The 13,329-nt window shown below is 43.6% G+C and carries 12 protein-coding genes; 1 reads left to right on the top strand and 11 read right to left on the bottom strand.

Annotated features, from left to right (window positions below; translation table 11 throughout):
* Positions 1-72: 72 nt before the first annotated feature.
* The gene (locus tag FTV25_RS05330) at positions 73-501 is read right to left on the bottom strand and encodes a ComEA family DNA-binding protein (protein WP_180002355.1); all 429 of its coding nucleotides are present in this window, start codon (positions 499-501) and stop codon (positions 73-75) included.
* Positions 461-1,273, bottom strand: a complete 813-nt coding sequence (gene mazG, locus FTV25_RS05325; protein WP_180002356.1) for a nucleoside triphosphate pyrophosphohydrolase — start codon at positions 1,271-1,273, stop codon at positions 461-463. Before mazG ends, FTV25_RS05330 begins: the two co-directional genes overlap by 41 nt.
* 89 nt (positions 1,274-1,362) lie before the next feature.
* On the opposite strand from mazG, the gene FTV25_RS05320 reads away from it, so the two are divergent.
* The gene (locus FTV25_RS05320) at positions 1,363-2,133 is read left to right on the top strand and encodes an SDR family oxidoreductase (protein WP_179992370.1); all 771 of its coding nucleotides are present in this window, start codon (positions 1,363-1,365) and stop codon (positions 2,131-2,133) included.
* Between the two features lie 25 nt (positions 2,134-2,158).
* On the opposite strand, the gene FTV25_RS05315 is transcribed toward FTV25_RS05320, so the two are convergent.
* The 9 genes from FTV25_RS05315 to ispG form a co-directional block, all read right to left on the bottom strand.
* Positions 2,159-2,806 carry a 4'-phosphopantetheinyl transferase superfamily protein gene (locus FTV25_RS05315; protein WP_180002357.1) on the bottom strand — a complete coding sequence of 216 codons (648 nt, stop codon included), beginning with the start codon at positions 2,804-2,806 and terminating at the stop codon, positions 2,159-2,161.
* 92 nt (positions 2,807-2,898) lie between these two features.
* Positions 2,899-3,594 (bottom strand): hypothetical protein, encoded by a 696-nt coding sequence (locus tag FTV25_RS05310; protein ID WP_180002358.1) that lies wholly within the window; start codon positions 3,592-3,594, stop codon positions 2,899-2,901.
* Between the two features lie 21 nt (positions 3,595-3,615).
* Positions 3,616-5,676, bottom strand: a complete 2,061-nt coding sequence (locus FTV25_RS05305) for a hypothetical protein (RefSeq protein WP_180002359.1) — start codon at positions 5,674-5,676, stop codon at positions 3,616-3,618.
* On the bottom strand, positions 5,667-7,175 hold the full coding sequence (locus tag FTV25_RS05300; protein ID WP_180002360.1) for a hypothetical protein: 1,509 nt from the start codon (positions 7,173-7,175) through the stop codon (positions 5,667-5,669). Before FTV25_RS05300 ends, FTV25_RS05305 begins: the two co-directional genes overlap by 10 nt.
* 262 nt (positions 7,176-7,437) lie before the next feature.
* Positions 7,438-8,850: a ribosome biogenesis GTPase Der gene (gene der, locus FTV25_RS05295; RefSeq protein ID WP_166139054.1), complete on the bottom strand. Its 1,413-nt coding sequence runs from the start codon at positions 8,848-8,850 to the stop codon at positions 7,438-7,440.
* A 176-nt stretch (positions 8,851-9,026) separates the two neighbouring features.
* Complete coding sequence (gene bamB / locus FTV25_RS05290; RefSeq protein ID WP_180002361.1) at positions 9,027-10,175, bottom strand: outer membrane protein assembly factor BamB; 1,149 nt, start codon at positions 10,173-10,175, stop codon at positions 9,027-9,029.
* Positions 10,172-10,870, bottom strand: coding sequence for a tetratricopeptide repeat protein (locus FTV25_RS05285; protein WP_005232125.1), 699 nt, complete (start codon positions 10,868-10,870; stop codon positions 10,172-10,174). Before FTV25_RS05285 ends, bamB begins: the two co-directional genes overlap by 4 nt.
* 30 nt (positions 10,871-10,900) lie before the next feature.
* A complete protein-coding gene (hisS, locus tag FTV25_RS05280) occupies positions 10,901-12,196 on the bottom strand; it encodes a histidine--tRNA ligase (RefSeq protein ID WP_180002362.1) in 1,296 nt (431 codons plus the stop codon).
* A gap of 3 nt (positions 12,197-12,199) precedes the next feature.
* Complete coding sequence (ispG, locus tag FTV25_RS05275; RefSeq protein ID WP_004782104.1) at positions 12,200-13,321, bottom strand: flavodoxin-dependent (E)-4-hydroxy-3-methylbut-2-enyl-diphosphate synthase; 1,122 nt, start codon at positions 13,319-13,321, stop codon at positions 12,200-12,202.
* Positions 13,322-13,329 lie beyond the last annotated feature (8 nt).

Here is a 13,329-nt window from a genome sequence, read left to right as displayed (position 1 = left end):
GCTAAAGGGCAATTTGATTATGTCATTCTCATGGTTCAGATGGATGGCTTATTTACAATAAATTCAGCAGGGTTACAAAGCCAGTTTATCCTTGTTTTTGGCAAATAAGGCCGGCCCGATGCCTTTGATCTGTTGAATATCTTCAATTGTTTTAAATTTACCGTTTTTCTGCCGGTATTCAATGATCGCTTCCGCTTTCTTCTGCCCGATGCCATTTAACTGCTGTAACTGCTCAATACTGGCCTGATTCAGACTGATTTTATCAGCAGCTGAAGAGGCGGATAATGCAGGTTTAGCCAGATAATGATTGTTTTCAGAAACGGGGGTAGCAGCAGCAATTTTCTTCTTCAGGCGTGCATCATGCTGCTGCTGACGTACTTTCCATTCTGCATAATCGGTTGCAGTTGCATGTACTGTTCCAATTGAAGTATAGGCCAGCCAAATGCCTAGTAGGACAGTATTAATCCATGCTGGACCTATGCGATGTTGTACTTTGTTCATGAGCGGCTCTTTGTTTTAATTCTAATTTGGCCTGTTCCCAGAGCTGATCCAATTCAGCCAATGACAGGCTTTCCAGATTGAGTTGCTGTTGTTCTGCCCGATCTTCCATCAGGGCAAAGCGAGTCCGGAATTTATGGATCGTGCCCAATAATGCCATCTCGCTTGAGACACCAAGTTTACGACCAACATTCACCAGTGAAAATAAGCAGTCTCCAAATTCTTCGAGTATTTCATCGGAATTTTGTCCAGCAACGGCTTCTTTGAGTTCAGCCAGTTCTTCTTCCAGCTTGCCATAGGCACCCGCGACATCTGGAAAGTCAAAGCCGATTTTGGCGACATTTTTCTGGATCTCATCCGCCTGTTGCAGTGCAGGTGCATGCTTGGTCTCATCCAAACGTGAACGTGGCTTACCCTGTTTTTCTTTCTGCTTGATTTCTTTCCAGAGTACCGAGACATCTTCAGGACTCAGCTGTGCAAACTGTTCAGCCTGAAATACATGCGGATGACGACGAATCAGCTTATCCGTAATCGCCTGAACTACATCGTGAAAATCAAAAGCGCCCTGCTCGCTATACATTTGTGACTGAAATACGACCTGTAACAGCAAATCACCCAGTTCATCCCGCACCTCATCAGCTTGGCCAGAGCGCACTGCTGCTTCAACTTCATAGGCTTCCTCAATCGCATATTTGGTTAAAGATTCGGGAGTCTGTTGCTGATCCCATGGACATTTTTCACGTAACTCACGCATGACTTGGAGTAATTGTTCCACCGTAAAACCTCTTCTTTACCAAATAGCCGCATTATTTTGCCTGTCTCTTGCTATGCTCAAGAAAAAAAGACAATAAGGAGATCAAGCACATGCACAGTATATTGATTAGTGGTGCAGCACAAGGAATTGGTGCCGCGACAGCCAGGCTATTTTACCAGCAAGGTTATAAAGTCGGAATTTATGATATTAATCTTGAACAGGCAGAACAATTGGCCCAGCAACTCGGTGAGCATGCCAAAGCTGGCTTTCTGGATGTAACCGATTATGCATCATGGGAAACTACTCTATCTGAATTCGCATCCTGGTCAGGTGAAATCAATATTCTGGTAAATAATGCCGGGATTTTATATTCTGGTCCTTTTGAAGAAACGAATATTACTAATCACCATCGCACCCTTGACGTGAATATTAAAGGCGTCCTGAATGGCTGTCATGCTGCTTTACCCTACTTAAAGCAGGCTTCCTTTGCCCGGGTCATTAACCTGTCTTCAGCATCGGCGATTTATGGCCAAGCGGATCTGGCTTCCTATGCAACCAGCAAATTTGCGGTTCGTGGTTTGACTGAAGGACTAGATATCGAATGGCAAAAATATGGCATTCGGGTATTTGATGTGATGCCGCTTTTTGTTAGCACTGCAATGGTGAAAGATATGCAGGCTGAAAGTATCAAAAAAATGGGCGTGCATTTAAAAGCTGAGGATGTTGCACAAGATATTTTCAAATTGGCACAGCTAAAAGATTCGATCTGGCAAGTGACGCATCATCCAGTCGGATTCAAGAGTAAGTTTTTATTTCACTTATCTCGAATGAGCCCACAGTTCGTTAACCGGCTGAGTAATTTAATGATTGCCAAACAATAAGAAATATTTTGGGCTTACTTCACTTTCAAAAAGCTTGATGAATCTTAATCACTGGAAATCTTAGACCTTTACAGGAATGCTCACTTTGCCAGGCCACAGTGAGCATGCAACCCGCTAAGATATAGTTTTGATAGGCATAAATTCCAATTTCTGGATGTTCACAACGTCCCCCATCCTGATATGGATGAATCTGGGTATTCAGCTCATTCAGGTTCATCCGGATTCCAAGTCCTGAGGCTTTTAGGACCGCCTCTTTGGTGGTCCAGACTTTAAACCAGTATTCAGGATCGTAATCTAATGCCTGCCACTGTTTCAGCTCTTCAGGATGAAAAGCGTGTTGGGCTAGGGCTTCAAAACGTACATTTCGATTAAGTTCTTCGATATCGATCCCCAAATTCTGAATATGTTTGCTTGTTGCTAATCCATAAAAGTTTTGGCTATGCGTATGATTAAAGCCATAGTCTGGATGGGCTGAAAGATAGGGTTTGCCGTATTCGGTGGCAGCAAAATCTGAAGACTGAACCGGTCGATTGAGTTGATCTGAAAGTAGCTGATTACGATGATTATAAATCGCAAGTTTACGCTGCTTAATTTGCTCTACTCGTGATTGATGAGGATCTGTGAAAAAGAACTGATCAATTTTTTGTAGATAAATTTGAATATTACGCGACAATGCAAAACTCTTAAAAACAGATCGACATCTGCATTTTACGTCGCCAGACAGAAAAAGAAAGCCTGTTCGAAAACAGGCTAATTTCATACATATTAGATAGAATCTGAAATATCAACTGGTTTTGCTGCTGCAGATTCTGGTGCTTTAAAGTTTAAGCCCGCTTTTTTCATCAGCTGTGGATATTCAACCAGTGCCATCGTCGAGTTTTTGGCAATACCCGTAACATCACTCAGTAAACCTTTAGCATCCATCAGTGACATACCACTATTAGAAAGACTCATTGGATTAGTCAGCAATTGCATCGATACCTGCTTACTATTCACGACCAGTTCACGTGCAGATAAACCTGCAATCGCAAAGTTGGTCAGTGAATTTACCAAAAGTTGTTTCTGACTCGCACTTAATGCATTAATACGTTCAAGTGTTGCAGCTTCATCTTTTTTCGACGCTTCTAAAACTTCATCGGTCAGTTTGGTAATTTCTTTCTGGATTGCTGCTTTTTCTTTCACATCAGAAGTTGTTTTCAAGCTATTTAACTTGGTTTTTAATTCTTCGCTGTCCTTACGTTCAGCAAATAAGGTTGCCAGTGCAGTACGGCTCTGAGTAAACATAGCATTGGTAGCTTGAGCCTGTTTCAAAAAACCAGCCAAATCAAGATTTTGTGTAGATGTCCCAGTGGTGGTTTCAACTACTTTTGAAGCCAGACTGCTCAATGTTCCAAGACCTGCATGAGCTTGTGATGTTAATACAGCACTACCTACAATTAATATGCTTGCGATTTTTTTCATAATGTTTCCCCTCATAATTCCTTATTGAATTGCATCGGCCTTTTGCACGATCTGATTTAAAATTTTTGGTAATGCCTTGAACATCTGAATGTTGTACATTTCATGACGATGGGTGATATCAATACCCTTTAAATTGACTTCCTGTTGCAAGCCAACAGCTCCCACACGTTCCTGTTTTGCATTAAAACGGCGTGCTCCTCCAGCCAGCACCAAAGTGGCATCACAACTGGATTTGTCCACATTACATTTGATAGAGTCTTCTTTGACTTGGATCTTGAATGCCGGTTGTAAGCATTCGTCTTTTGGCACATACAAGTCTAATTTAAGCTGTTTTTTAAAGCCGGCATTTTCGGTCATTCTGGCAATCGACGTTTGTAAACTGGTCTGGCCTTTGAATCCTGATCCAGTCGCATAAAATGGACGCTTAGACTGACTAGTAAATGCGTGATAAATCAGTGGCCCAAATCCATAAAATGGAATTTCACCTACTTGATCGGTATGTAGACTTGGACACAATACCCGTGCAAGTTTTGAGTCACCGACAGCCGCATGACTATCTACCAAAATACTGTCACCCGAACGTACTGGCAGACGGTCATTTCCACTTACAGGGAAATCCAACTGTGCTTTAACTTTAGCCCCTTGACGCTCAATTACTGTAGCTTCCCAAGTTGGAATTAATACTTCACGCTGGGCAACTTTTTCACGATTATAGACATGAATTTTCATTCCTGTAGTTAAACGTTCGCCGGCATCCTGAATCGTAATGGTTTCGCTACCGCCACTCGATACCTGCAAATCTGAACGGGTAAACTGAATCCCTTTCTGGAATTGCTGGCCCAATTTTACCAAGGCATTTTTAAGTGCAACTTCTTTACGCGTATCTAGTGAAAAACCCATACCTTGAGAAATAGTTTCATTAATTTCATCAGTGGCATGTGCGGAATAAATCACACGTCCTGAACGGTCGATCATTTCGGCAAACACTTCACTATGAACTACTTGCTGCTGGGTCATCTTTCCGACTTGCTGCTGATAACCAATCACAGGAATCACATTTATACGAATGAAAAATTCAGGCAGTTCACGCTGCAGCTGAGTTTCCTGATTGCTCAAACCTGTCTGCTCACTGATACTCTGTGCCAATGTGCTATAACGTTTATTCACCGGTGTAAGGGTGAATGAGGCATTTTCCCCAATTGCATCAGAAAAAATCTGTTCAATCAGATCCTTTGACTCACCTTGATAGGTCAAGACATCAACAACTAAAGTTTTAGGCTTATTCAATGCCTGACGGGTATTGGTTGAAATCTTGCTGAACTGGCTAGCACTACCACTCATCAATACAGGCAATGCCACTGCATAATCGCTGTCAGCATGCACCACCCGAATCAGATCTCCTGACTCTGAACTCAACTCATCATCTTTAGCAATACCCTGATTAAAGCCTTTGTCCAAAACCAGATAGGATTTCCAGCGATCAATTACCTTGGTCTGCACCTCAGATACTTTGAATTTCTTTTGGAGATCCTGAGCCAGTTGCTGAGTCAGAGTCAGCAAACTGCTTTGAAATTTCTGTTGAACTGCCTGACGGGTTGCAGCTGTTTCAATATCGTTTGCTAAGACCTGAATTGGCTGTGACAGAGTTGCACTATCGGTATAAATCACTTCCCCAGACAGGACATTGGTTAGCTTTAAACTTAAGGTAACAGGCAAAAAAATCTCGGCTGTAGATTCTTTTTGCACTACATATTCACTGGCGCGCAAAACTTCCAGCGAAGCCACATAAGATCGATGTTTATTCTGCTGAGAAATAGAGGCAACTACCTGATCTTGCAGAGCCTGTTTCAACTGCTGCTCGAAGGTTCGTGCAACCTGTTGACGAAGCGCTTCGTTCGATACTGCCTTGCTAAAGTCACAGGAAATCGACGAAGCATTTGCTTCTATATGGTCTGCTGATTGACGGCAAGGCAGTTCCAGCCCGTAAATTCCCTTAGCCGGAAAAACCTGAATATTCGCTTGCGCACTGACAGCACCCATGAGTGCTACAGCAAGCGCGACTTTTTTAAAGCTTATTTGCATTGGGTACCACCAATACATAAAGTGATGGTATTCCCTGCCTGCAAGCGTTCGGCATTAGATAGAACAGGATTCACACGACGCAGCGCTTTTGCAAGTTCGGCACTTAGAGGCTTTTCACTCTTATAAGTCATGGTCATTTCAACCAATTTGCCATCTTGGGTACGGATATCGATATTTTCAGCACCGTCCATTTCATCTAAAGCTACATAGAGGTCATCCCCCAAACGGCTAGAGACACTGCCCGATACGCTCTTCACAAAGAGAGTAATTTCTTTACCATACATGCTGCGGTTTTTCGAATAAGCCAGAATTTGTGGACCAACTTCAGTCAAAGTCATTTCACCCAATTTACGGGCAACATTGGTCCGGCAAGAATCTGTCGTTGCCGCTGTAGAGGATTCAGTACGAGTATCACCGCCCATCAGCGTGCCATCATCAACTGAATAAATTTTATAGCTGATTGCACCATCACACACGAATTGGCCCGTTGCACCTGAACGGCCACGATCAAAAATATGAGAGCTACCAACCATGAACCAGTCCGCTTTTTCCTGACGAGCAGCAGCTGCGAGTTTGGCCAGTTCTGCATCACTCAGTAATTGCTGAATGCTCATACTGCGCCCTTTTAAATAACGGCTACGGAACAGATCCGAATCCATTAAACGCAGGTCATATTTAGATGCCGAACTAGCAATCGCATTCAGTGTCTGGTTTTCTCGTTCTGGCTTTGTAGATGGTGTTTGATATTCCACATATTTCACAAAGCTTTGGATGTCATTCTGGCGCTCAGACTGGCTATAACGTGCTGACTCACTAGCGTTATAACTTGCTGAAGATGCAGATTTGCCTGAATTGTTATGACTGGATGAACGTGCTGCGACGCCTACGCCTGCACCATAGTAATTGTCATAAGCATAACCTGCTGCAGCCGATGACTTTCCTTTCGAGGAATAAGATGAACTTTCACTTGCTTTGGCACTTTCTTTCGCGTCATAGCTGGCTTTTTCATCATAGGCATAGCTTTTATCAGAGAAGTACGAAGTAAATTCTTTAACCGGTTTTGAATTGTCACGTGGTACACCGAAATACTCATCCATCACAATCATGATCGGACTGGTTCGACTAGCCTTTTTAGATAGCCCCAGATCATTTAAGATCTGACGAAATTCCTGATCATCCATTTCAATTGAAATAGAAGTCACTAGCTCTTTGTTGCCATTAGTTTGGCTACCACGATTAAATACGTAGCTATTGTCAACCTGTTTCACAATATCTGCCAGATGCGGCTGGGCATCTTGCATGGCTTGGGGACCATTAATTTTCTTGATTAAAGCAATGACCGCATCAGTTTTTGCATTATTCAGTGCTTGATTACGTGTAGCTACCGGATCTTTTTTATTAATAGGGCTACTACCCTCACCATTTACTTTGATCAGTTCAGCGCACGCAAGGCTTGGTAAGCCCACCATACAGATTAAGGCCAATGCTGTTTTTTTCATGTTTCCCTCACACTGCCAAAATCCAGGCAATTATTTATTGTGATCTTTTTCAGTCAATTTTCATTCTTGTGAATGAGTTAACAATTTTATACAAATATAGTACATATAACATTAACATTTAATTTATTTTTATACTAAATGATTAGAATTAAACGAATATTTAATTTTTTCTAAATTTACAATTTAAGTTTACTAATATATTTTTATTTTCTTAGATATAAAAAAGCCTGCTTTCGCAGGCTTTTTTATTTAACTATGGCAATTAACCACGTTTAAATTTTTTCTCGGCTTTCTTGAATTTCTGTACATAACGACGGCGACGCGCAGCAGTACGTTCATCCAGCTGTGACTTGCGACCTTCAAATGGGTTTTCTGAGGTTTTAAATTCAATTTTTACTGGTGTACCTTCAAGTTTGTAAACTTTACGGAATACATTTTCCAAGTAACGGCGATAATCTGCAGGTGTCTTATCTACCTTATTACCATGAACCACGATAGTCGGTGGATTCTGTCCGCCCATATGCGCATAACGCATCTTGATGCGACGACCTTGTACAGTAGGTGGTTGGTGCGCTTCAGTGGCATCATTTAGAATCTGGGTTAGCTTCGCTGGTGATACTTTCAGATGTGAAGAATCATAAGCACGGTGAATCGATGGATACATCTCACCGACCCCTGTACCATGTAGCGCAGAAATCAGGTGGATTTTCGCCCAAGGAATAAAGTCAAAACGACGCTCTACATCGAGCTTACATTGTTTACGATCATATTCGGACATGTTGTCCCATTTATTGATCGCAATCACCATGGCACGGCCAGCTTCCAGTGCATAACCGATCAGGTGTAAGTCCTGCTCTACAATCCCTTCACGCGCATCAACAACAACAACTACTACGTGCGCATCTTTCATCGCCTGTAAGGTTTTCACAATTGAGAATTTCTCAATCATTTCATCAACCTTACCTTTACGGCGTACCCCAGCGGTATCAATCAGGGTGTATTGACGACCATCACGCTCAAAAGGAATATAGATTGAGTCACGCGTCGTTCCTGGCTGGTCAAACGCTACAACACGCTCTTCACCCAATAGACGGTTTACTAGTGTCGATTTACCTACGTTTGGACGACCAATAATTGCAAGACGTAGACCAGTATTCTTGTCATGTTCTTCTGGACTTTCATCTTCAGGCACATCTTCAAGTACTTCTTCCAGCATTTGCTGTACGCCACGGCCGTGGCTAGCAGCCACTTGCATAGGCTCGCCCATACCGAGTTTATAAAACTCGACCAGAGCAGCTTCAGCATGTACGCCATCAACTTTGTTAGCTACAAGGAAAACTTTCTTGCCCAAAGTACGCAGTTCACGAGCGATCTGTTCATCAGATGCCAGTAGTCCGGCACGTGCATCGACCACAAAAATGATCATGTCGGCTTCATGGATCGCAGTTTTAGACTGCTCAGCCATGTAGGAGTCAATACCGCCTTCATTTTCACCGATACCACCAGTATCCACGACAATGAAAGATTTGTTTTGATAGATCGCATCACCATATTTACGGTCGCGTGTCAGACCAGCAAAGTCTGCCACCAATGCGTCACGGCTCTTGGTTATCTGGTTAAACAGAGTTGATTTTCCGACGTTCGGACGACCAATGAGCGCAATTACGGGTTTCATAGATTAACCTTTATTCAATATCAGGCTGTCTAAAAATGGCCTGAACATCAGAAAGTTTTGGAAGAAAAAGGGAATAGGATTAAAGCCTAAAATAAATAAAAACACGGGGCATTGAACATTCAATCACCCCGCGTAAAAAATACGGTTGGCTTATTTTAGCATAAGCCAAACAAAAATTAACGATTCTGCCAGATGCTTAATGCACCCTTGCGAGTCGAAACATAGAGCTGGTTGTCAATTACGCGTAAATGACGCACTTCACCAGAAGTTTTAGCACGGCCAATAATCTGCCCTGTTGATGGATCCAGCAGGTGCAATACCCCGTCCAGATCACCTACGACAAGTTCAGTTCCGAGCATTACCGGATTGCTCAACTGACGATTCAACAACTGGTCATTTTCCCATAAAGGCTGACCAGTGGTAATTTCATAAGCGCTGATTTTACCGTCGGTTTGGGCAACGAAGACGCCATTGCCCACCACTTCCGGACGCTGGATACTGCTGGCATCTTCACTCCAGATCACCTGTTGTGAAGCCAGATCAAATACAGTCACCTGACCTTGATAGCTGGTGGTCACAATAAACTGACCTGCTACGACAGGATCACCGTCAATATCAATCAAACGCTGAATGTCCGAACGGCCATCCGAGATTGCAACACGGCGCTGCAATTTAGGCACACCACTTAAGGCATCGATTGCATAAATATAAGCATTTGAAGTCGCAATCAATACATTACGCGCATCTAAAGGCACTGGAGCCGCCATGCCACGCAGGCTAAACTGGACATTCGGTAAATCATAGGTCCAGACCTGAGCGCCTGAGGCCACTTCGTGGGCATATACAGTACCGTCATTAGTGACAGTAATTACGCGGCCTGCATGAATCAAAGAAGGCGCCAAGATGGCACCAGTCAATTGTGCAGTCCAGCGTTGTTCGCCAGTCTGCTGATCCAGTGCGATCAGTTGGCCTTTGTTGCTGCCAACCACCACGATCCCATCAGCGGCTTCAACGCCAGAGCTTAACGTATCTTTGCTGACTTTTTTCTGCCACAGGCGCTGCTTGCCATTAAAAGCAGTGACTTCACCCTTAGGGTCGATCGCAAATACGACTCCGTTATCCGCATCCAGACGTAAACGTAGCGGATCAGCCTTCTCTGTTGAAGAAACACTGGTCGAAAATACAGGAACAAGTGTTTTAGTCTGACTGATTTTTGGAAGTGGATTCGGTTTTACTTCTGGTACTTTATTGGTCTTACCCGCACAGCCAGCGAGTGCAAGAGTTAAAACAGTTAAAGCACAGGTGATTTTATATGTTCTGTTCATTCAGCTTCTTCCACTTGTGTTTCTATAATTGGGCGTTCGATTTCCGGGTCATCGACCAACACGCCTACGCTTTCGAGCTTAATTTGTAAAATTTGACGTTCTTCTTTACGTTCAATCAAAGCATCCCATGCACTTTGATATACTTTTTTGGCATTTTCAATATCATTTTTGGCAACATAGATATCGCCACGTGCTTCATCGGCGGTTGCTTTAAATGCAGGTTCAGTCACTGCATCCAAAGTTTTCAGGGCTGCATCATATTTTTTCTGTGCTAATTGTGCATAAGCCAGACGCAATTTAACGACCTGAACCAGGCCTTTATCATCAACTTTAGAGTTTTCAACTTTTTGTAATGCTTTCTCAGCGGCAGCGTAATCCTGCTTGTCATAAGCCAGTTTCGCCATGACCAACTGGGTTTGAATTGCTTGAGCTGAATCTGGCGCTTCTTTGACAATCTTGTCTGCAGTTTCAGATAGCTTGGCAAAAGCATCACCATCTGCAGCCTGTGCTTCATCCATCAGTTGCTGAACCTTGGCAGTCTGCATTTGCGATTCCGCCAGGTTTTTCTTCTGCCAATATTCCCATCCGAAAAAGGCAATCAGCGCAACCAGAATCCCGATAATGATCGAAGAACCATACTTCTTCGTGAAGGATTTTAAACTTTCAAGTTGTTCATCATCAGTCATTGCGCTCATGCGATTACCTTTTTCCTAATGTTTTATCGATTATTTTGAAGAAATTTTAGTACTGAAAAATGCGACAAAGTCTGCAAATGGCACAGTAGATTGCTCTGCAGTCGCCAGCTCTTTCACCGTAAAGCTTTGTGCTTCCAGTTCACGCTCACCGATAATGGCCGCATATAAAGCACCGGCTTGATCGGCTTTTTTCATTTGCGACTTCATTGAACCTTGTGAGCCGACTTTCAGACGAATATTACTGCCTGCAGCTTCCAATTGATCACGAATCTGTTCGGCCAATACCAGTGCTTTACCTTGAGAAGCAGGATCGGCAACCAGGAATACTTCGCAATCACGTACTGGCGTATTGTCTTCAACCTGTTCCAGTAGAAGCAATAAACGCTCCATCCCCATCGCGAAACCAACTGCAGGCACAGATTGATCTGCCTTGCCTTTCAATTGACCGACTAAGCCGTCATAACGACCACCGGCACACACAGTACCTTGCGAACCTAAATGAGTCGTAGTCCATTCAAATACGGTTTTGTTGTAGTAGTCCAGACCACGTACCAGTTTCTGATTGATGACAAAGCTGATACCGGCATCTGACAAATACTGTTGTAACTGGTTAAAGTGCGCCAGTGTTTCTTCACCCATAAAGTCGTGAAGTTTTGGTGCATTTTCTAGGATGCTTTGAGTTTTGACATCTTTGGAATCCAGAATACGCAGCGGATTAGTCGTCAGACGACGTTGAGAATCTTCATCCAGATCCGCTTTATGCGCTTGTAGGAAGTCTACCAGCGCCGCACGATACGCTGCACGTTCATCAGACTCGCCCAATGTATTCAGTTCGAGTTGAACTTTGTCAGCAACGCCCATACGTTTCCAAAGACGTGCTGTCATCAGAATCAATTCTGCATCTTGATCAGGCGTTGCCACACCAAAGGTTTCCACGCCAAACTGGTGGAACTGACGATAACGGCCTTTTTGCGGTTTTTCATAACGGAACATCGGTCCGATATACCAGACTTTCGGGGTCGCACCACGAAGCAGGTTATGTTCCAGCATCGCACGTACACAGCCCGCTGTTCCTTCAGGACGTAAAGTCAGAGACTCAGGCGGATTACCTTTGTCCAGAAAGGTGTACATTTCTTTTTCAACGATATCTGTGGCATCACCGATTGAACGTTTAAACAGATTGGTCTGTTCAACCATCGGCAAACGGATTTGTTGATAGCCATAGGCATCCATCAGACCTGACAGATGCTGTTCAAGACGTCTCCAAGCTGGGGTTTGCGTTGGGAGAATGTCATTAAAACCTTTGATTGCGACGATTGAACTCATGATCTACTCAGAAAAACTTGTGCGAATAATTTCTTTTGATTTGGCTTCTTCAAGCTCGGAAACACGTTGACGAACCATTGATTCGATTTCATCAACCAGTTGATTGGTATCGATTAAATGGCTCTTTTCACCATTACGATACACCAGTGAGCGCGGACTTGCACCTACTACACCGATATCGGCTTCTTTGGCTTCGCCCGGACCATTCACTTTACAGCCAATTACAGACACATCCATCGGAACACGGACATCTTCCAGACGTTCTTCAAGGGTCTGCATTACTTTAATCACGTTAAATTCCTGACGTGAACAGCTTGGGCAGGCAATAAAGTTAATTCCGTTAGAACGAAGGCCCAGCGATTTCAGGATATCAAAACCAATCTTGATTTCTTCTTCAGGCTCAGCTGCCAGAGAAATACGCATGGTATCGCCAATACCTTCCATCAGCAGACCACCCAAAGCAATCGCTGATTTCACTGAACCGGTACGATATACACCCGCTTCCGTCACACCCAAGTGCAATGGATTATCAATCTGTTTAGACAGCAGACGATAAGCATCCATAGTCAAAAACACGTTTGATGCTTTGACCGATACTTTAAATTCATGGAAATTCAGACGATCCAGAATGTCGATATGACGCATCGCAGATTCCAGCAATGCTTCACCGGTCGGTTCGCCATATTTTTTCTGGATATCTTTTTCCAGTGAACCGGCATTCACGCCAATCCGCATAGAAATGTCGTTATGACGTGCCGCTGCCACGACTTCACGAATCTTGGCTTCTGAGCCGATATTCCCCGGGTTAATACGCAGACAGTCTGCACCCAGATCAGCAACAGCCAGCGCAATCTTATAGTCGAAGTGAATATCTGCAACCAGTGGTACGTCGACTTGCTTACGAATTTCACCGAAAGCCGCTGCTGCTTCCATACTCGGCACAGAGACACGCATAATGTCTGCACCTGCATCTACACAACGCTGAATTTGTGCAACAGTTGCTGCGACATCGCAGGTTTCAGTATTGGTCATTGACTGAACAGTGATCGGTGCATCACCACCGACATAGACAGAACCGACACGGATTTTACGTGTTGGACGGCGCTGAATTGGATTTACGATCATGATTTCGC

This window comes from Acinetobacter sp. YH12249, from assembly GCF_013417475.1.
GTDB lineage: Bacteria > Pseudomonadota > Gammaproteobacteria > Pseudomonadales > Moraxellaceae > Acinetobacter.
This window is presented reverse-complemented; position numbering and strand designations above follow the sequence as displayed.